Source organism: Halomonas sp. E14, assembly GCF_052568415.1.
Map to the genome: position 1 here is coordinate 1914233 of NZ_CP199423.1, position 20239 is coordinate 1934471.

General features: G+C 65.3%; 16 protein-coding genes. 12 read left to right on the plus strand and 4 right to left on the minus strand.

Translation table 11 applies throughout. The features are described from left to right. Positions 1 to 5: 5 nt before the first annotated feature. A complete protein-coding gene (locus ACT7B3_RS08985) occupies positions 6 to 767 on the plus strand; it encodes a YciK family oxidoreductase (RefSeq protein WP_445157681.1) in 762 nt (253 codons plus the stop codon). 9 nt (positions 768 to 776) lie between these two features. Here ACT7B3_RS08985 and ACT7B3_RS08990 read toward each other — a convergent pair whose 3' ends face one another. Further along, on the minus strand, positions 777 to 1442 hold the full coding sequence (locus ACT7B3_RS08990) for an HAD family hydrolase (protein ID WP_445157682.1): 666 nt from the start codon (positions 1440 to 1442) through the stop codon (positions 777 to 779). Continuing rightward, the gene (gene ubiG / locus ACT7B3_RS08995) at positions 1439 to 2173 is read right to left on the minus strand and encodes a bifunctional 2-polyprenyl-6-hydroxyphenol methylase/3-demethylubiquinol 3-O-methyltransferase UbiG (protein WP_445157683.1); all 735 of its coding nucleotides are present in this window, start codon (positions 2171 to 2173) and stop codon (positions 1439 to 1441) included. Before ubiG ends, ACT7B3_RS08990 begins: the two co-directional genes overlap by 4 nt. Before the next feature lie 150 nt (positions 2174 to 2323). Here ubiG and galU point away from each other — a divergent pair, with 150 nt between their 5' ends. The 6 genes from galU (at position 2324) to msrA (ending at position 12383) form a co-directional block, all read left to right on the plus strand. Next, the gene (gene galU / locus ACT7B3_RS09000) at positions 2324 to 3214 is read left to right on the plus strand and encodes a UTP--glucose-1-phosphate uridylyltransferase GalU (RefSeq protein WP_445157684.1); all 891 of its coding nucleotides are present in this window, start codon (positions 2324 to 2326) and stop codon (positions 3212 to 3214) included. A 5-nt stretch (positions 3215 to 3219) separates the two neighbouring features. After that, positions 3220 to 4533, plus strand: coding sequence for a UDP binding domain-containing protein (locus ACT7B3_RS09005; protein ID WP_444677723.1), 1314 nt, complete (start codon positions 3220 to 3222; stop codon positions 4531 to 4533). A gap of 79 nt (positions 4534 to 4612) precedes the next feature. Further along, positions 4613 to 5536, plus strand: coding sequence for a hypothetical protein (locus tag ACT7B3_RS09010; RefSeq protein WP_445157685.1), 924 nt, complete (start codon positions 4613 to 4615; stop codon positions 5534 to 5536). 112 nt (positions 5537 to 5648) lie between these two features. Beyond that, the gene (gene tamA / locus ACT7B3_RS09015) at positions 5649 to 7484 is read left to right on the plus strand and encodes an autotransporter assembly complex protein TamA (protein ID WP_445157686.1); all 1836 of its coding nucleotides are present in this window, start codon (positions 5649 to 5651) and stop codon (positions 7482 to 7484) included. A 2-nt stretch (positions 7485 to 7486) separates the two neighbouring features. Next, on the plus strand, positions 7487 to 11746 hold the full coding sequence (gene tamB, locus ACT7B3_RS09020) for an autotransporter assembly complex protein TamB (RefSeq protein ID WP_445157687.1): 4260 nt from the start codon (positions 7487 to 7489) through the stop codon (positions 11744 to 11746). Positions 11747 to 11768: 22 nt separating this feature from the next. Beyond that, positions 11769 to 12383, plus strand: a complete 615-nt coding sequence (gene msrA / locus ACT7B3_RS09025; RefSeq protein WP_445157688.1) for a peptide-methionine (S)-S-oxide reductase MsrA — start codon at positions 11769 to 11771, stop codon at positions 12381 to 12383. On the opposite strand, the gene ACT7B3_RS09030 is transcribed toward msrA, so the two are convergent. Then, positions 12364 to 13404 carry a hydrolase gene (locus tag ACT7B3_RS09030; protein WP_445157689.1) on the minus strand — a complete coding sequence of 347 codons (1041 nt, stop codon included), beginning with the start codon at positions 13402 to 13404 and terminating at the stop codon, positions 12364 to 12366. The genes msrA and ACT7B3_RS09030 overlap by 20 nt on opposite strands. 7 nt (positions 13405 to 13411) lie before the next feature. After that, positions 13412 to 14740, minus strand: a complete 1329-nt coding sequence (gene pepQ / locus ACT7B3_RS09035) for a Xaa-Pro dipeptidase (protein WP_445157690.1) — start codon at positions 14738 to 14740, stop codon at positions 13412 to 13414. Between the two features lie 239 nt (positions 14741 to 14979). Here pepQ and gorA point away from each other — a divergent pair, with 239 nt between their 5' ends. The 5 genes from gorA (at position 14980) to ACT7B3_RS09060 (ending at position 20224) form a co-directional block, all read left to right on the plus strand. Continuing rightward, positions 14980 to 16341: a glutathione-disulfide reductase gene (gene gorA / locus ACT7B3_RS09040; RefSeq protein WP_445157691.1), complete on the plus strand. Its 1362-nt coding sequence runs from the start codon at positions 14980 to 14982 to the stop codon at positions 16339 to 16341. A gap of 295 nt (positions 16342 to 16636) precedes the next feature. Next, positions 16637 to 17215 carry a diaminobutyrate acetyltransferase gene (gene ectA / locus ACT7B3_RS09045; protein WP_445157692.1) on the plus strand — a complete coding sequence of 193 codons (579 nt, stop codon included), beginning with the start codon at positions 16637 to 16639 and terminating at the stop codon, positions 17213 to 17215. 89 nt (positions 17216 to 17304) lie between these two features. Beyond that, on the plus strand, positions 17305 to 18570 hold the full coding sequence (gene ectB, locus ACT7B3_RS09050; protein ID WP_444677714.1) for a diaminobutyrate--2-oxoglutarate transaminase: 1266 nt from the start codon (positions 17305 to 17307) through the stop codon (positions 18568 to 18570). Positions 18571 to 18677: 107 nt separating this feature from the next. After that, positions 18678 to 19076: an ectoine synthase gene (locus ACT7B3_RS09055; protein ID WP_445157693.1), complete on the plus strand. Its 399-nt coding sequence runs from the start codon at positions 18678 to 18680 to the stop codon at positions 19074 to 19076. Between the two features lie 299 nt (positions 19077 to 19375). Beyond that, positions 19376 to 20224, plus strand: a complete 849-nt coding sequence (locus ACT7B3_RS09060; protein WP_445157694.1) for a putative ATP-dependent zinc protease — start codon at positions 19376 to 19378, stop codon at positions 20222 to 20224. Positions 20225 to 20239: the final 15 nt, after the last annotated feature.

The following is a 20239-nucleotide window of genomic DNA, read 5'->3' on the forward strand; positions in this document are numbered from 1 at the left end:
CCGACATGAGCTGCAAGATCGACTATCAAGCGCCGAGCCATCTGCTTGAAGATCGGATCATCCTGGTGACAGGGGCAGGCGACGGCATCGGCCGCGAAGCGGCACTGAGCTTTGCGCGCCACGGTGCTACCGTGGTGCTGCTGGGACGCACCATCGCCAAGCTGGAAAAAGTCTACGACGAGATCGAGGCATTCGGCGGGCCGCAGCCCGCCATCTTCCCGCTCAACCTGGAAGGGGCCACGCTCAAGGACTACCACGACATGGCCGAAACCCTGGACAAGGAATTCGGTCGTCTCGATGGCCTGCTGCACAACGCCGGGCTGCTGGGGCGCATCACTCCCTTCGAGCAGTACAACCCGGAGCTGTGGGAGCAGGTCATGCAGGTCAACATCAACGGGCCGATCTGGATGACCCAGGCGCTGCTGCCGCTGCTCAAGTCGTCCCGCGATGCCTCGGTGGTCTTTACCAGCTCAAGCGTCGGTCGCAAGGGGCGTGCCTTCTGGGGGGCCTACGCCGTTTCGAAGTTCGCCACTGAAGGCTTCGTCGAGGTGCTGGCCGACGAGCTGGAGCACCTGGGCACGATTCGCGTCAACAGCCTCAACCCTGGCGCCACGCGCACCAAGATGCGCGCCAATGCCTATCCGGGCGAAGACCCCGACACCCTGCGCAGTGCAGCGGAGATCATGCCGACCTACCTGTGGCTGATGGGGCCGGACAGCCACGGTCACAACGGCCAGCGATTCGACGCTCAACCGCCCCGTGCCTGAGCGTTCCCGCTACTCGATGGCGGGCTGCAGGGCCTCAACCAGCGCTTCGCAGGTCTCGAACCAGAGATCGGCGGGCCAGCTGAGGTAGTCGTCGCCCTCCTCAATGTAGCCGTAGCCGACTGCCACCGCCGGCATGCCGGCGGCGCGAGCCGCCTGCATGTCGCGCACATGATCGCCGATGTACCAACACTGCGAAGGCGCTACCCTCAGGGCCTGGGCCGCGGCCAGCAAGGGCTCCGGAGCCGGCTTTTTTACCGGCAGGTCGTCGGCACAGAGCAGGGCGCCGGGCCTCAGCCCGAGCGCTTCCACCAGCGGTGCGGCGTAGGCGCGGGGTTTGTTGGTCACGATTCCCCAGGGCCGCTGCAAGGCCTCCCAGCGCTGCAGCAACATGTCGAGTGGCGCAAACACATAGCTCTCTTCCGCCACGGCCTGGCCGTAGGCATCCAGCAGGAATTGTCGCGCTTCGGCGTGGGCTTCATGCTCGGGGGCGAGGCCAAGGGCCAGCGCCACCAGGGCGCTGCCGCCATTGGATACCTGCGCCCGAATCGCCGGGAAGGGCAGGGGCGCCAGCCCATGGTGGGCCCGCAGCGCGTTGGTGGCGCGCGCCAGGTCGGGCGCGGTGTCGACCAGCGTGCCGTCGAGGTCAAACAACAGCCCTTGAGGCATCGGGGTCATGCCGGCTCCTGCGGCGTCTTTTCGCGCTGGCAGTGCACTAGGTAGTTCACCGTCACGTCATGGCTCGACAGCCGGTAGCGCTGTGTCAGCGGGTTATAGACCAGGCCGCTCTGCTCGCGCACGACGATGCCGCTTTCCCGGCACCAGCCCGCCAGCTCGGAAGGGCGAATGAACTTACGGTAATCGTGCGTCCCCCGTGGCAGCAGCTTCAGCACGTATTCGGCCCCAATGATCGCCAGGGCATAGGCCTTGGGAGTACGGTTGATGGTAGAGAAGAACAGCTGCCCACCCGGCTTGACCAGCGTGGCACAGGCGCGAATCACCGAGCCCGGGTTGGGCACGTGCTCGAGCATCTCGAGACAGGTCACCACATCGAACTCGCCGGGATGCTCGGCCGCCATAGCCTCGGCGCTGGCCTGGCGATAGTCGACCGACACTCCGCTTTCGAGTGCATGCAGGCGAGCCACGGCCAGCGGCGCTTCGCCCATGTCCACCCCGGTGACCTGGGCGCCGCGACGAGCCATCGCCTCGGCCAGGATGCCCCCACCGCAGCCGACGTCCAGCACCTTACGTCCCGCCAGCCCACAGCGGGCGTCGATGAAGTCGAGGCGCAGGGGGTTGATGTCATGCAGCGGCTTGAACTCGCTGTGCGGGTCCCACCAGCGGCTGGCCAGAGCCTCAAACTTGGCGATCTCGCCCTGGTCGACGTTATGGTGGAGGCTTGCGCTCATGTGGTCTCTCCGTGTGAATTGGTCTCGCACCCTGGCAACATTCTTTACCTTCGGTATCATGCTCTATTCTACCCGTAGCAGCCTGGGCTTTCCCATGACGGAATCATGGCGACGCCCGGGGGGACATCCACAACCGACAAGGAAGGCACCATGATCCGCAAGGCCGTTCTGCCCGTCGCCGGTTTCGGCACTCGCTGCCTGCCCGCTTCCAAGGCAATTCCCAAGGAAATGATCACTATCGTTGACCGCCCCGTGATCCAGTACGTGGTCAACGAGGCGGTGGCAGCGGGCATCCGCGACATCGTGCTGGTCACCCATGCCAGCAAGAGCGCCATCGAGAACCACTTCGACAAGCACTTCGAGCTCGAGGCCACCCTCGAGGCCAAGGGCAAGCAGGAGCTGCTCGATGAGCTGCGGGCCATCGTGCCCAAAGGTGTCAACATCATCAGCGTGCGCCAGCCGGAGCCCCTGGGGCTCGGCCATGCCGTGCTCTGCGCGCGCCCGGTGATCGGCGACAGCGAGCCCTTTGCCGTCCTGCTGCCCGATGTCCTGGTCGACGACGAGGGGCTGGCACGCAATGATCTGGCCGGCATGATCGATGCCTTTGAAGCTACCGGCCGCACGCAGCTGATGGTGGAAGAGGTTGACTGGGCGACGGTGCACAAGTACGGCATCGTCAGCCCCGAGGGCGAGCCGCCAGCGGCCGGGCAGTCTTGCCGCCTGGCGGGCGTGGTGGAAAAGCCCGCTCGCGAGCAGGCGCCTTCCAACCTGGCGGTGATCGGCCGCTACGTGTTGCCCGGCAGCATCTTCTCACTGCTGGCCGAAACCCCCCCGGGGGCAGGTGACGAGATTCAGCTGACCGATGCCATCGAGACCCTGCGCCAGCGCGACGGCGTCGATGCCTGGCGCATGTGTGGCAAGACCTATGATTGCGGCCATCAGCTCGGTTACCTCGAGGCGACGCTGGTCTACGCCCGCCGCCACCCGCGCTTCGGCGAGGGGTTCCGTGAGCTGATGGCTCGCTATAGCCGGGCGGAGTGACGTCGATGCGTATCGAGCTACATGGAAGTGAACTGGCCGCGGTCACGGCGGCGGCCGCACTCTCGTGGGTGGGGCATCAGGTGCACTGGATTCCCCACGCCACGATTCCCTGGGCGGCCTTGCTGGAGGCCGACTGGGTGCGGCGCGAGCCCGACCTGCTCGGCCACCTGCAGGAGAGCCTGCAGCAAGGCACCCTCACGGTGTCCGACGACGCCTCGCTGCCTTCGGCGGAGCCGATCGACGTGCTTTGGTTCTCGCTGTCGCCCGAACAGCGTGAAGAGGCAGGACGGCTGGCCGAACAGGCCGCACAGCGGCAGAGCAAGCCGCTGGTCCTGGTCAACCACTCCACCTTCCCGGTCGGCGAGACCGAGCGCCTCGAGGCGCGCCTGGGCAACTACGAACGGCGTGCGGTCGCCTTGGTCGACATGATCGAGGAGGGGCGGGCCTGGGATAGCTTCACGCGTCCTGGCCGCTGGCTGCTGGGCTGCGATGATGAGCGCGCCGAGGCCCAGGTGCGTGAACTGCTGCGTGCCTTCAATCGCCGTCGCGACGTCATGCAGCTGATGCCGCGTCGCGCCGCGGAGCTGACCAAGCTGGCCACCATCGGCATGCTGGCCACCCGCATCAGCTACATGAACGAGATAGCCGGCCTGGCCGACAGCCTCGGTGTGGACGTGGAGTACGTGCGCCAGGGCATGGGCGCCGACTCGCGCATCGGCTACGAATACCTCTACCCTGGCTGTGGCTTTGGCGGCCCCAATTTCTCGCGTGACCTGATGCGCTTGGCCGATGTGCAGGTGGCCAGCGGCCGCCAGTCGGCGCTGCTCGAACAGGTGCTCGATATCAACGAGCAGAAGAAGGAAACCCTGTTTCGCAAGCTCTGGACGCATTTCAATGGTCAGCTGGAAGGGCGCACGGTGGCGATCTGGGGCGCGGCGTTCAAGCCCGGCTCGGCGCGCATCGATCATTCCCCAGCACTGACCCTACTGCGGGCGCTCTGGGCCCAAGGAGTGCGGGTGCGCCTTCACGACCCGGCGGCCATTCCCGCCGTGCGGGCCGAGGTGGGCGACCATCCGCTGCTCGAAACCTTCGACGCCGACCCCTACATCGCGTGCCAGGGCGCCGACGCCTTGATGTTGGTGACCGAGTGGAAGCATTATTGGAACCCGGATTGGGCTCGGCTGGCCAAACACTTGCGTGAACATCTGTTACTCGATGGCCGTAATATCTACGACCCCAACCACGTGGCAAGCTGGGGGCTGGTCTACCGCGGCATAGGTCGGCGCGCTGACCCGAAGGTGGCTGGCTCCTCGCATTGAGGCAACAGCGAGCGCGCAGGCGTGGCCTCTGTTTATCATCGGCGGGCGCCTGCCGCACCTGTCCACAAGGAGTTAGCTCATGCCCGAATCGCGCCCCGTCGAGCGACGCCCTATCGTGCCTGACCCTGATGCCAGCCTGACGCGTTCGCGCCGCTACGCTCCCCCCCGGCAGCGGCTGTGGCCCGTCAAGCTGGTGACGCTACTCCTGGTGGTGGCCGTGGCGGGGCTCGGCTGGCTGGGCTGGCAGGAGCAGCAGCGGTTGCATAACCTGTGGCAGCAGCTGGCCGGCGAAATGTCCAACCTGCATGCACGCTTCGATGCCGAAGAAGGGCGCGGCGACAGGCTGGAAGGCATCGAGTCGCGGCTTTACAGCATCGAGGCACACGGCGAGTCGGTCGTGGCGCGGATGGCCGGCCTTGAGGCCGAGGTGCGCCAGGTCACCCAGCACGATGCGCCACGAGTGGAAAGCCTGGCCGAGACCCTGGCCGCCATCGAAGCGCAGCTCGACAGGCTGAACGAGGAAGCCCAGACGCGCGATGCCTTGCTCGGTGCCATTCGGCTCTCCGTCGATGCCATCGAGCGCGCTGGCGAGGAGGGTAGGCAGGCACTGGCGGCACGGCTCGACACCGTGGCCGAAGGCAGCCAGCAGCATGCCGCCCAGATCGAGGACACTGACGCGCGCCTGCAGGCACTCGTGGCAGAGCGCGATGATCAGCAGGTGAATCTGACCGAGCGGGTCGAGGCACTGGAACAGCGTTTCGACACGGCGCTCGACCAGCAGGCAATGCAGATCGACGAAAGACTCGACGCCCGCGATGACGCCATGACGCAGCGCCTGGCGGCCCTGTCGGAGCAGCTTGAGTCGCTGAACGAACAGCTGGACGCAATCAGCGAGGTGCAGCAGGGCCTGCCGACAAGAATCACCGCCATGGAAGCGGAACTGCTCGAACTCAGGCAAGCCCAGCTATCCTTGAGCGCAGGGCTTGAAGCCTTGCAGCAGTAACGTCGCAAGCCGCCGGGCCCAGGTCCTGCGGTTTTAAGGAGTCAGTCAGGAAGCCGTTGATATGAGGAAAGGCGTGATTTCACGCATGGGTGCGACGGCCTTGTGTCTTGGCATGGCTCATGCAGCGCTCGCGCTCGAGGCACGCATCGACGGTCTCGAAGGCGACGTCGCAGACAATGTGCGCTTCTACCTGGCCAGTCTCGACGCCGAGCAGTACGATCGGCGCCGCCTGGAGGGGGTGGTGGCACGCAGGACACGTGAAGCCATGCGCGTGTATGGCTATTACGAACCGCGCCTGGCCATTGCCCTGGACGAGACGGAGCCGCCCAAGCACGTGGCGCTGACCATCGACCCCGGGCCACGGGTCAGGATCCAGGTGCTCGACGTGAACCTGGAGGGCGAGGCCGCGAGCGATAGCCCCTTCCGCGACACCGTCGACGCCCTGCCGCTCGCCGTCGGCGATCCGCTGTTGCATGCACCATGGGATCGCATGCGCAACCGCCTGGCCAACCTGTCGCTCGAGCGCGGCTACTTTGATTGGCGCTTCACCGATCGCCGAATGGAGGTCAGACCCTTCGACGAAAGTGCGCGCCTTTATCTGACCCTTGACAGCGGCCAGCGCTACGATTTCGGCCAGGTCAGCATTCGCGGCAGCCATATCGTCGAGGAGCGCCTGCGTAGCATGGCGCCCTTCACTCCGGGCGAACCCTACCTGGCCGGCGACGTTGCGCTATACGCCCAGCGCCTTGGGCAGTCGCGCTGGTTCAGCTCGGTCAGCGTCCGCCCACGCCTCGATGCACGGCGCGAGCTGGCCTTCCCGCCGCCGACGCTGGGCTGGTGGAACGAGGTGACGACGGAAGGGGAGGCGCTGCTGCCACGCGGGCCCACGCGGCTGCGCATGGCGCGACCGCCCGGCCCCCAGCTGTCGGCCCAGGCGCTCGCCGCCGTCAGTCAGCTGCACGCGCCCGAGCGCCCCAATATGCCAATCGACATAGAGGTGGCACCGGCGGACCGGCACCATTTCGAAGTCGGCGTGGGCTTCGCCACCGACGTGGGTCCGCGGCTTTCCTTCAGCTGGGATCAGCCATGGATCAACCGCTACGGGCATAGTCTGGATCATGACCTGTTCGTCTCTCAGCCGGAGCAGCGCCTGACCGGTACCTATCTGCTGCCGCTGGATGATCCACTGCGCGACCAGTACCGTTTCCAGTACGGCTTCCGCCACCGCGACATGGACGATACCCGTACCAACGAACTCTCGCTCGAGGCGGCACGGCGCTGGGAGTTCGACAACCGCTGGGTGCAGACGGTCTATGTGCGTGCCACCTACGAGGACTTCACCCAGGGCGGTGAGGCCGAAAGCGTTTTCATCTACTACCCCGGGGTCAGCTGGTCGCGCACGCGCACGCGGGATCCCCGCTTTCCGACCTGGGGCGATCGCCAGCGCATCGCCTTCGAATATTCCGACAGCGCCTGGGGTTCCGATGCCGACTTCCTGCGCATGACCGGCGACACCGAATGGATCCGCATGCTGGGCGAGCGGCTGCGCTTCGTGACCCGCCTGAGCGTGGGCGCCATCGAAACCGATGACTTCTCGCAAATTCCGCCTTCGCTGCGCTTCTTCACCGGCGGCGATCGCTCTGTGCGGGGCTACGCCTTCGAAAGCCTGGCGCCACGCAACGAGGAGGGGCGCCTGATCGGCGGACAGCAGCTGCTGGTCGGCAGCGCCGAGCTCCAGCGTCATGTCACGGGTGACTGGTGGGGAGCGCTGTTCCTCGACAGCGGCGACGCCTTCACCGACTGGTGGCCGGAGCAGCTCAACACTGGCGTTGGGCTGGGGGTGCGCTGGATCTCGCCGGTTGGCCCGGTGCGCTTCGACGTGGCCCACCCGTTCGACGACGAAGAGAATGCCTGGCGCATTCACTTCACCATCGGCCCGGAGTTTTGAGTGTGAGGTTACTGTTGTGGTCCCTGCTGCGCCTGTCGATTCTGTTGCCACTGTGGCTGTTGGGCCTGACGCTGCTCGCCCTGGGCCTGGCGCTCTCGCCCTGGGGGACTGGCCTGCTGCTGCAGGAAGGGGCCAAGCGAGGCTTCTACGCACTGGAAAGCGTCGAAGGGGCCCCGCTGGAGCGCCTGGTATTGCGCGGCTTCGCGCTTGACACCGCCACCTTGTCTTTCTCCGCTACACGCCTTGAGCTGGCCTGGGCCGACGACTGCCTGCTGCAGGGGCGGCTGTGCATCGATCAACTGGTCATCGAAGACGCCCGCATTGCGCTGGACGCGTCGCCAACAGAGGACGAAATCACACCCGCCGCGCAAGAGGACGCTCCCGGCGAGCCCGTGCAGCTACCGATTCCCGTCGAGCTCCGCTCGCTCGAGCTCATCAACGTCCAATTACACCTGGCCGATGGCACCCGAGTGGCTCTTGATCACGGCAGTAGCGCTGCAGAGGCGGGAGCGTCGCGGTTGGAGCTCGGCGCCACCCACCTCGAGGGGCTGCGTGTGAGCCTGCCGCCACCGTCGCAAGCGCTGGTAAATGAAGCGACGCCGCTGACCGCAGCGAGCCTGGAAGCCGCCGAAGAGGTCCAGGCCCCCGTTACTACTGCCGAGTTTCGTTTTCCCCTGGCGATCGAGGCGCCGGAGCTCGCCCTAGACAATGCGCGCGTCGTGCTGGGGGATGGCACCCGAATCACCCTGGAGGAGCTTCGCGCCGGCGTGCATGCCGAGGACGACTTCCTGCAGCTGCTGCCCAGTCGACTCCGCGGCATGACGCTGGCCTTGCCACCGCCGCTCGCTGCGCTGGTTTTGGCCGCGGAAGACGGCGCCCCCCCACGGCTCGACGAGGCAGCGCTATTGGCCGCCCAGGCTGTACAGGCGCCGGCCTTATCCACCGAGCCGGTTCAGGAGCTTCCGCTGGCGGAGCAGGCGCGGCGCGAGCTGCCCAGTGTGACCTTGCCGTTCCGTCTCTCGGTGCCACGTCTGCAGGTCGAGGACATTGCCATCAGCGGCCCCCTCGACTACCACGTTCGCCAGCTAGCCGTGGGACTCGAGGCCGAGGACCAGAGGGTCGAGCTCCATTATCTGGATATCGCCAGCCTCGACGCCGATGCCAGGCTCAGCGGACGCGTGGCGCTGCGCGACGACTACCCGCTGGAGGCCAGGCTCGAGGTAGCACTATGGCTCCCTGACCTCATGCCGGAGCTGGCGAGTCAGCGCCTGACCCTGGCGATAAGCGGTGACCTTTCCGATCTGCGTGCCGAGCTTGCGGCAGCCGGTCCGGTTGATGCACAGCTGACGGCCGGCGCGGATCTCCTCGACCCCACGCTACCTTTCACGGCCGCCCTGGATAGCGACTTTCTGCAATGGCCGCTGCCTTCGCGGTGGATGCTGGAAGTGCCCGAGTCGCCCGAGGAGACACTGGACGAACCCTTCCTCGCTGAGGATGTGAGGGCGCGCGTCAGCGGCGATCTGGAACACTACACCGCCGCCCTGTCGCTGTGGCTGGAAGGCCCTGACGTACCGCGCACCCGCGTGGCGATGACGGGCAGCGGGGACAGTAGCCACTTTGCCTGGACGCCGCTGTCGATGTCCCTGGGCGACGCTTCGGTGGTCAGCCGCGGGCGCATCGACTGGCAGGACGGCCTTGGCCTGAATGCCACGCTGCGGCTCGATAATCTTGACCCCGGGCGCTTCACCGATGCCGTACAAGGACGGCTGAGCGGCAATGTCGATATCGCCTTCGAGCAGGCACCTGACGGCTGGGAGCTTGGCGTGCCAAAGCTCGCCATTGCCGGTGAGCTGCAAGGCCTGCCGCTATCGCTGCAGGCGCGCCTGGCGGGCGACAGCGACATGCGCTGGAGCGTCGAGGAGTTCGACTTCCGCCAGGGCGAGCGCAATCGTCTGACCGCCAGCGGCGAGATTTCCGACCGCCGCATGTCGCTGAGCGGCGATATCGCGCTCAGCGAGCTTTCGGCCTTGCATGAGTCGCTGAGCGGCAGCCTGCAGGGCCGCTTCCGAACTGCAGGCACGCTCGATGCACCACGGCTCGAGCTCGACCTCGACGGCAGCGAGCTGGCCTTCGATGACAACCGTCTGGCAGCGTTGAGCCTGAGCGGCACGGTGCAGGGTCTCGACGACCCCGTACTGGACCTGCGCCTGGCTGCGACGGGGATCGCTGCCGCCGGCCAGCGTTTCAGCGAGGTGACGCTGGACCTCGAAGGACGGCTGTCGGCCCATCAGGCCAGGCTGAATGCCGTGGCCGGCCCCGACATGCCGCTGTCGCAAGCCTCGCTGACGCTGCAGGGCCGGCTCACCGAGGACCGCCAGCGCTATGTGGGCGAAATCGATCCCTTGGCGGTGAATACCGAACATGGGGAGCTGCGCCTGGCGGATCCGCTGCGCTTCACCGCCGACCTGGCGGCCGGCAGCGCCCAGGTGCAGCCGTTCTGCCTACGCCGCGAGCAGGGCGGCCGCCTGTGCCTCGATGAAACGCTGCAAGCCAGTGGCGACCAAGGGCAGATGGCGCTGTCGGTGCAGCAGCTGCCGATGGCGTTGATTAACGAATGGTTGCCCGACGATTGGCGCGCCGGTGGCGAAAGCAACCTGCAGCTGCAGGTGCAGTGGCGGCAGGGAGGCGACCAGTGGCGAGTCAGAGGAGGGCTGGACAGTGACCTGTCGCTGCAGGGGGTGGATATCTATGGCCAGCCGTGGTCGCTACCTGCGACGCGTCTGAACCTCGATATCGATGCCACCCAGTCTCGCGCCGATCTCGACGTGGATCTCAACCTGGCCGGCGCCGGGCGCCTGGCGCTGCAGCTCGGCCTGCAGGATCCGATGGGAGAGGGGCGCCTGCAGGGAGCCTTGACCCTGGCCGAGGTGGACCTCTCACGCTATCGCACCCTGGCCGCTGGGGTCGATACGCTGGAAGGTGTGCTTAGCGGCCGCGTCGAGATCAGCGGAACGCGTGACTCGCCCAGTCTCGATGGTGCGCTTGAGCTGGCGGGGCTTCAGGCCGCTGGCATGGACATTCCGCTGTTTGTCGAGGATGGCCGCATACGCGTCGAGTTCCAGGGCGATGGTGCGCGTATCCTCGGCTTCGTTGCCACTGACGACGGACGCCTGGTGATCGACGGAACGGCCACTTGGCCGACCCTCGAGACCTGGCGTATCGCCATCGGCGTGGACGGCACACGACGCCCGCTGCTGGTGGCACTACCCGAGTTCGGCCGGCTGCGTGTGGCACCGAACCTGCGCATCCGCATCGACCCGAGCGAGCTGCGCGTACGTGGCGAGGTCCAGGTGCCCTGGGCGCGACTGGAGATCGGTGAGACGCCGCCGGCCGCCGTCAGCCCGAGCCCGGACGAGATCATTATCACGCGGCGAGACGAAGCCCGGGCCCAGCGCTCGGAGGCGCTGGATGTACGAGCCGGCGACGACGAGGCGGCCGCGGTGGCGCTGCGCGAGGCCGGCATGCGCCTGGATGTTCGCATCGATCTGCTGCTCGGCCCTGACATGCTGCTGGCCGCCTCCGGGCTGGAAACCGGGCTGCGCGGTACCCTACAGGTGCGCCAGCAGGACGGCCCGGTCCAGCTGTTCGGCGAGGTCATTCTGACCGATGGCCGTTTCCGCGCCTTTGGCCAGGACCTGCTGATTCGCCAAGGCCAGCTGCTGTTCAGCGGACCGCCGGACCAGCCGCTGCTCGACTTCGAGGCCATCCGCAATCCCGATGTCACCGAAGACGGCGTGGTGGCCGGGCTGCGCGTCACCGGCTTCGCCGCGGAGCCGAGCCTCGAGATCTTCTCCGAGCCGGCGATGAATGAAGCCTCAGCGCTGTCCTACCTGCTGCGCGGCAGGGCGCCGCGGGACGGGGATACCGACGGCGCCCTGACCTCGGCACTGGTGGGCTTGACCCTGGGTCAGACAGGCGGTGCGGTGGGGGCGTTGGGGCGTGCGTTCGGCATCGATGACCTGGCCCTGGAAACGGCAGGCGTGGGCGATGAAAGCCAGGTGGTCGTCACCGGCTACCTGACCGAGGACCTGCGCATCAGCTACGGGGTCGGCATCTTCTCGCCGATCGCCGAACTGACCCTGCGCTACACGCTGTGGCGCAACCTTTATGTGCAGGCTGTCTCCGGGGCGGCCCAGGCCGTCGACCTGGTCTATATTTTCACCCGACCCGGCAGGCCGCCGGGCGGCAGCGAAACCCCGTGAAGGCCACTACCAGGAGACCAGCATGATCATCGATCCCTCTCTGGCACTGCCAGGTCGCGACACGCCGCTGCGCGTGTCGGGCGTCCATGCCGTCAGCGGTCGCTCGATGCTGCCGCCATTTCCGCAAGGGCACGAGGTCGTGGTGCTGGGCCTGGGGTGCTTCTGGGGGGCCGAACGCTTGTTCTGGCAGCTGCCAGGGGTGCATGTCACCGCAGTGGGCTATGCCGGTGGGGTGACGCCGAATCCGACCTACGAAGAGACCTGCACCGGGCGTACCGGGCATACGGAGGTAGTCCAGGTGGTGTTCAATCCGCAGGAGCAGGATTTCGAGACACTGCTGAAAACCTTCTGGGAAGCGCATGACCCGACCCAGGGCATGCGCCAGGGCAACGACATGGGCAGCCAGTACCGCTCCGCGATCTATACCACTCACGACGCCCAGCTCCGCGCGGCAAAGCGCAGCCGCGATATCTACCAGTCTGCCTTGGCCCAGGCGGGACGGAGCACGATTACCACCGAGATCGCGCCGCTGACCCACTTCTATCTGGCCGAGGAGTACCACCAGCAGTACCTGCACAAGAACCCGGGCGGCTATTGCGGCCTGCGGGGCACGGGCGTCAGCTGTCCGATCGGCTGAGTCGCGCGCCGGTCGCTTGCCGCCAGATGTCGTCCTGCGGACGCCAGGCCAGAAGGGCCTGTTCCACGCGCCTGGCCAGCCAGGGGCGCAGTCGACCTTGGCGCCACTCCATGAAGCCCACATGACCGCCGTGCTCGGTGATCTCCAGGCGTACGGCATCGGACGGAACCGGAAGCCGTCTAAAGAGATTCGCCGGCATGAAGGGGTCGTCATCGGCATGCAGGATCAGGGTGGGCAGCTCGATGCTGTCCAGCAGCCTGCCGGCCGAGGCACGCTGATAGTAGTCGGCGGCATCGCGAAAGCCGTGCAGCGGGGCGGTGACGGCATCATCGTAGGCGCGCAGGCTGTCGATGCGCGCCAGCCCCTTGTGGTCCAGCGCCAGGGGCAGGCCGCCGCGATTCAGTTTTACCTGGACCTTGGATTTCAGCGCCTTGAGCAGGTGGCGTTCGTACACTCGTGAAAAGCCGCGATGTAGGGTATCGGCGCTGGCGGCCAGGTCGAGCGGGGCGCTGACGACGATGGCGCCGGCCAGGTCGAGACCATCGCCGCCTTGTTCGGCGACCAGCTTGAGCAGCATGTTGCCGCCCAGCGACACGCCTGCGGCCACCTTGAGCGCCCTGGGATAGCGGTGCGAGAGTTCGCCGAGCAGCCAGTAGGCGTCCGCCGTGTCACCGCTGTGGTAAGCACGCGGCAGGCGATTGGGCTGGGCACCGCAGCCGCGGAAATGCATCAGTACGGCACGCCAGCCCAGGCCCGTGGCGGCCTTGAGAAGCCAGCGAGCATAGGGCGAGTCGAAGGAGCCTTCCAGCCCATGGAACAGCACGAAGAGCGGGGCGGTCGGCTCTGCCGGCTTGGGGAGCGCCCAGTTGAGCTCGACGAAATCACCGTCTGGCAGCTCTAGCACCTCGATCTCCCGCGCCAGGCGGGGCAAGGACATCAGCCGAGGCAGCAGGGTCTGCACGTGAGGGTTGGCGGCCCCACGCGGCGGCGTGAAATCGGCACAAAAATAGCGCTCGCTCATGGTCGCCTCACCGGACCCTGGCCTCCACTTCCCGCTCGTCGGGCGTCAAGTTCAACGCAGCGTCAGCCGTGATCAGCAGGTTGTCTTCGATGCGTATGCCACCGTGCGGCGCCAAGCGTGCCACTCGCGTCCAGTCGATCGTTTTCCCCTGCGGCTGTGCCTTGAGCGGCTCGAGCAGCATCGGAATGAAATACAGCCCCGGCTCGATGGTCAGCACCATGCCGGGCTCCAGGTCGCGCGTCAGGCGCAGGGCCGGATGCGCCGGGGGCGGTGGCAGCGAGGAGCCATCGGCGGCGCGGCGCCCGGCGACATCGTGCACCTGGAGCCCCAGCAGATGGCCCAGCCCATGCGGGCAGAAGGCGTGCGTCACGCCCTCATTCACCGCGGCCTCGGGACTACAGGTGATCAGCCCGCTGTCGCGCAGAAGCTTCGCCAGCCCCTCATGCATGGCCATGTGTAGCACCACATAGGAAAGCCCGGGGCGCAGCTCGGCCACCAGGCGCTGCTTGAGTTCGGTCATGCCGCGGATCAGGTCAGCGAACAGCGGGTCGGCGTCGGCGCCTGCCCAGGTGCGGGTGATATCCGCGCAATAACCGCGATGACGGGCGCCGGCATCGACCAGCAGGCTGTGCCTGCGCGCCGGAGGCCGAACCTCATAGTGCTGGTAGTGCAGCACACTGCCATGAGCATTGATGCCGACGATATTGCCGTAGGGCACCTCACTTTCACGCTGGCGTGAAGCACCAAGGTAGGCGAGCTGGACGTCGAGTTCGGCGCCGCCGGCCAGGAAGGCGTTGCGGGCGGCCAGATGGCCGACCATGGCCTGCCGATTGGCCTCCATCAGGCAGGCTATCTCAAAGTCGCTCTTGCGTACGCGTGCCTCATCAAGTGCCTGCCACAGCGCGGCGGGGTTGAGTTCGGCGCCGAGCGCCTGGGCAGTGGCGGAGTCGAGATCTCCCAGCACGGCGAAGCGGCCGGGTGTGGCGGGCGGCGGCGTCTCGAAGCGTCCTACCACGATCTCCATGCGCTCGGTCCATGCTTCGTCCGGCAGACGGGTCGGCAGGTGCCAGAAGTCATCCGGGGCGTGCAGGAAGAGAGTCGGGCGCTTGCCGGGGATGATGCGCAACCAGCAGTGCGCCATGCCGGGCTGGCCGGTCCAATGCTGGAAATGCCCAAAGCTGCTGTAGCTGGCGTACTGGTCGTCGCCGAAATGCAGGAGCGGCCTCCCGCTGAACAGCCAGACACCGTCATAGCCGAGCGCTGAGAGCCGCTCGGCGTAGTATCGTTCGAGCCCATCGAGATGCGCCTGTTGCAGTGGGGCGAAAGGATCGTTCATGCGGGTTCCCTGCGTGGTGTCGCACATGTCCGTGGCTTGGGCAGGCGCCGGCGTCCGCTGTGCCCGGTTGCACTGACGATGCCGGCTGGCTGCCACCGTCGAGTTCACTCGTGCGTTTTCTACGGATCGAGTAGGCCGCGGTCAAGCGCCGCACTCCCACTGTCCATCCACGGGCTGGTAGTATCGGCGGAGGCAACGCTGGGCCTTGTACGCCAAGCCCGCATGACTAGGAGATTTTCGTGCCAGATTTCGACTACGACCTGTTCGTCATAGGGGCCGGCTCCGGCGGCGTCAGGGCGGCGCGTACCGCCGCAGCCACCGGGGCGCGTGTGGCAGTCGCCGAGGACCGCTACCTGGGAGGCACCTGCGTCAACGTGGGCTGCGTACCCAAGAAGCTTTATTCCTATGCCGCGCATTTTCAAGAGGCCTTTGGCGATGCCGATGGTTTTGGCTGGAGCCTGCCAGAGGCGCCAACCTTCGACTGGGCCACGCTGCGCGACAACAAGACCCGCGAGATAAACCGACTCAACGAGATCTATGGCAGGCTGCTGGAGAGTGCCGGTGTCACGCTCATTGAAGGGCGCGCCAAGGTGCTCGACCCGCACCGGGTCGAAGTGGCCGGGACCGTTCACAGTGCCGCCAAGATCCTCGTCGCCGTGGGAGGCTGGCCTTGGGTGCCCGAGTTCCCCGGCCGCGAGCATACCCTGACGTCCAACGAGATCTTTGATCTTGATACCTTCCCGAAGCGCTTCCTGGTGCTGGGCGGCGGCTACATTGCCGTGGAGTTCGCCAGCATCTTCAACGGCCTGGGCAGCGAATCACACCTGGTCTATCGCGGCGAGCTGTTCCTGCGTGGATTCGACCGCGAGGTAAGGGAGTTCACCCGTGAGCAGATGGAAGAGCGGGGCGTCCGGCTGCATTTTGAGACCAACATCGAAAGCATCGAGAAGGGCGAATCAGGCTTGACCGTCAGCCTGACCAACGGCGAGACCCTCGAGGTGGATGCCGTGCTTGCCGCCACCGGGCGCAAGCCGCATCTGCAAGGCTTGGGGCTGGATACACTGGGCGTTGAACTGAATTCGGATGGCACCGTGCATGCCAATGAGCGCCACGAGACCTCGATCCCTTCAATCCTGGCCTTGGGCGACGTGACCGGTGGCCCGGAATTGACCCCGGTGGCGCTGGCCGAAGCGATGCACCTCGTGCGCTGTCATTTCAGCGATGATACGCCGCCGCCTCTGGATTACTCCCATATTGCAACCGCGGTGTTCTGCCACCCTAATATTGGCACGGTGGGCCTGTCGGAGGAGCAGGCGCGTGAGCGCTACGCGGCTATCCGCGTGTATCGCACCGACTTCAAGCCGATGAAACATTCATTGTCGAACAGCCGGGCACGCTGCTTGATGAAGCTGATCGTCGACGACGAAAGCGATGTGGTCGTTGGGGCGCACATGGTCGGCGACGAGGCAGGCGAGGTGATTCAGGGCATCGCCATCGCGGTCAAGGCGGGCCTGACCAAGGCGGATTTCGATGCCACCATCGGCATTCATCCCACCGGGGCGGAAGAGTTCGTGACGATGCGCACGCCGACGCGACGCTGATCCCCTTCGTACCATCGCAGCGGTTACCGCTGCGACAGTCCTGCACCGGGCCGCCCTAGGGCGGCCCGTTTGCTTAACCATGGCGTGCCGCTGGGGGTGGTCTAGACTGAGAGTGGTGTAAGGGTGGGTGGTCAAAGCGGAGCGTCGTCTCGGCCGAACCAGGTGCGGCTCGCTTGGTCTTGATTAGCGGGCATAATTTTGTGTTATGGATGAAGGCTTAAGTCATAACCTTAGTTTTGATTTATCCGACGGCCCTGTTATCATTGTCTCAACCTCGCTACAGCGAAGCCTTACCATGAACGTGACAACACAGCCTTTTACGCCTTCAGCTGAGCTGGCCCGTCCAAGTGTGGCCGATGCCGTGGTCGGCAGCGACGCCTCGCCGCTCTTCATTCGCAAGCCTAACCCCGACGACGGCTGGGCGGTGTATGAGCTCGTCAAGTCCTGCCCCCCACTGGACGTCAATTCCGCTTACGCCTATCTGCTCCTGGCAACCCAGTTCCGCAATACCTGCGCGGTAGCCACCAACGCAGAGGACGAGATCGTCGGCTTCGTGTCTGGCTATGTGAAAAGCAACGCGCCGGATACCTATTTCCTATGGCAGGTAGCCGTGGGCGAGAAAGCGCGCGGTACCGGCCTGGCACGTCGCCTGGTCGAAGCAGTCATGACCCGGCCCGAGCTTGCCGAGGTCCACCATCTGGAAACCACTATCACGCCGGACAACCAGGCGTCATGGGGGCTTTTCCGCCGGCTTGCCGACCGCTGGCAGGCCCCTCTCAACAGCCGGGAATACTTCTCTACCGACCAACTTGGCGGGGAACACGACCCGGAGAATCTGGTGCGTATCGGCCCCTTCGATACCCGCCGGATCTAGCCCTGTCCATCAAGAATGAAGCGGGATGGCCGTCAGGCGGCCGTCCACTCTCTTCTCATGTCTTTTTTACCTCACCAGGAGGTCTTCAGATGCAAACCCAGACGCTTGAACGCATGGAATCCAACGTACGGACTTATTCGCGTTCCTTTCCGGTCGTTTTCACTCAGGCCCGAAATGCCAGACTGACCGACGAGGAGGGCCGCGAGTACATCGATTTCCTGGCGGGCGCCGGCACCCTCAACTACGGCCACAACAATCCTCATTTGAAGCAGGCGCTGCTGGATTACCTGGATAGTGACGGGATCGTGCACGGCCTCGACTTCTGGACCGCCGCCAAGCGGGACTATTTCGAAGCGCTGGAGGAGCTGATCCTCAAGCCGCGCGGCCTGGACTACAAGATCCACCTGCCGGGGCCGACCGGCACCAACGCCGTCGAAGCCGCCATTCGCCTGGCGCGGGTGGCCAAAGGACGTCACAACATTGTGACCTTCACCAATGGTTTCCATGGGGTGACCATGGGGTCGTTGGCGACCACTGGCAATCGCAAGTTCCGCGAGGCCACCGGTGGCATTCCGCTGCAGGGTGCCGCTTTCATGCCGTACGATGGCTATCTAGGCGAAAACACCGATACTCTGGACTACTTCGAAAAATTGCTGGCCGACAAGTCCGGCGGCCTCGATGTTCCGGCCGCGGTGATCGTCGAGACCGTACAGGGTGAAGGTGGCATCAATGTCGCCGGTCTCGATTGGCTCAAGCGCCTCGAGCAGATCTGTCGCGACAACGATATCCTGTTGATCGTCGACGACATCCAGGCTGGCTGTGGCCGCACCGGGAAGTTCTTCAGCTTCGAGCACGCCGGCATCACGCCTGATATCGTCACCAACTCGAAATCATTGTCAGCCTATGGGCTGCCGTTCGCCCACGTGCTGATGCGCCCGGAGCTCGACCAGTGGAAGCCGGGCCAGTACAACGGCACCTTCCGCGGCTTCAACCTGGCGCTGACCACTGCCGCTGCGGCACTGCGCAAGTATTGGCAGGACGACACCTTCGAACGCGATGTGCAGCGCAAGGGCAGGGTGGTCGAGGACCGCTTCCAGAAGATTGCCACCTGGATCAGCGAGCAAGGCGTGCCGGCGAGCGAACGCGGCCGAGGCCTGATGCGTGGCATCGACGTGGGCACCGGCGAGCTGGCCGACAAGATCACCAGCAAGGCCTTCGAAAAGGGGCTGATCATCGAGACCAGTGGTCAGGATGGTGAAGTGGTGAAGTGCCTGTGCCCGCTGACCATTCCCGATGAGGATCTGCTCAAGGGGCTGGATATCCTCGAGGAGAGCGTCAAGGAAGTTGTCGGCTGAGGGGTGGCAACACAACAAGCAGCGCGATCGGCTGCCACGGCAGCCGATCGTTGCAATATTATGTTTCGAACTTTTGTTTCGATATTTTGAGCGGAGCTACGTGAACCATGATCGTTCGCAATCTCGAGGAAGCGCGCAAGACGGACCGACTGGTCAAGGCGGAAACCGGCACCTGGGACAGCACGCGGCTGGTACTGGCTGGCGATGGCGGTGGGTTTTCCTTCCACATCACGCGTATCTACGAAGGTACCGAGACCCACATTCATTACAAGCATCACTACGAGTCGGTCTACTGCATCGAGGGTGAAGGCGAAGTCGAGACCCTGGCCGACGGCAAGATCTGGCCGATCAAGCCGGGTGACATCTATGTGCTGGACCAGCATGACGAGCATCTGCTGCGCGCCCACAAGACCATGCACCTGGCCTGCGTGTTCACGCCGCCGATCACCGGCAAGGAAGTGCACCGCGAGGACGGTTCCTACGCACCGGCGGACGAAGGCTCCTGACCCGAAGCGAATGTCCCGCCAATGAAACCCCGGCATGCCGCCGGGGTTTCTCGCTTGCAGGGTTTCTTGGTCGCAGGCAAGGCGTTCCCGGCATGGCCAGGGTTGGTGATGTCTATAGCAAAGTGCGCATAATGTATATTATGTTAAATGATGAATTCGCCAAGGCGTTGGACAAAACCGTAGCTTAATCCTTATCATCTCTCGTCACTTTCTTGCGCTAGGCTGGGTTGTGCCTCTCCCGCCGTTTCGCCTCGTCACCCATCGTTCTCGGTTCTGTCCCCGGAGGTTTTTGATCCATCATGCGACCACGCACGCTGCTGACACTCGCCCCCTGGTTGCTGACCTCCTTGGTACTGACAGGCTGCGCCGTTGCTCCTCAGGCAGAGCCCGAGCCCACCCTAAGCCCGGATGCCTTCGAGGCCCGCATGCAGCAGCTCGAACAGCAGCTCGCCCTCAGCTGCGATCGCCTCGATGACCGCCTGGAGCGCCAGGATCTTTACCAAGACACGCTGTTCCGCGAACTGCGTGACTCCGGCGCCACGCTGCGCGAGATCAACTTCAACCTGGCTCGCCTGGAGCAGCGTGGGGAAGAGCCTATCGTGGTCACGGCTGAATGCCGCGAAGAGATCAGCGAAACGCTCAACGACAAGGAGCTCGTTGGGCGTTCGGAGTGGATCGGCCTGCCCGACGTGGGCACCTATCTTCGGGCGCGGATCGATTCCGGGGCCAACACTTCGTCCCTGTCGGCCAAGGACCTGACACGCTTCGAGCGCGATGGTGAGGACTGGGTGCGCTTCCGCCTGGGGCTGACCGACGACGATGTGGTGGTGGAAGGCGTCAAGAATGAGTGGATCGAGCGACCGGTGATTCGACGCGTACGCATCGTGCAGGCTTCCGGCAGCGAAGCTCGCCCGGTCGTGAGCCTGATGATGACCCTGGGTCCAATTCGCGAGCAGGTCGAGTTCACCCTCAACGACAGAACGCACCTCAACTATCCGGTACTGCTCGGGCGCCGCTTCTTGATGGATATCGCCCTGATCGACGTGGCCGAAACCTACCTGCATCCTCGACCTGAATTTCCCGGCGGGCGGCCCGCCTCGGAAGCCGCCGAGGACGAAATCGTCGACCGAGACGATGACGAGATCTAAATCCGCAGCCCACGC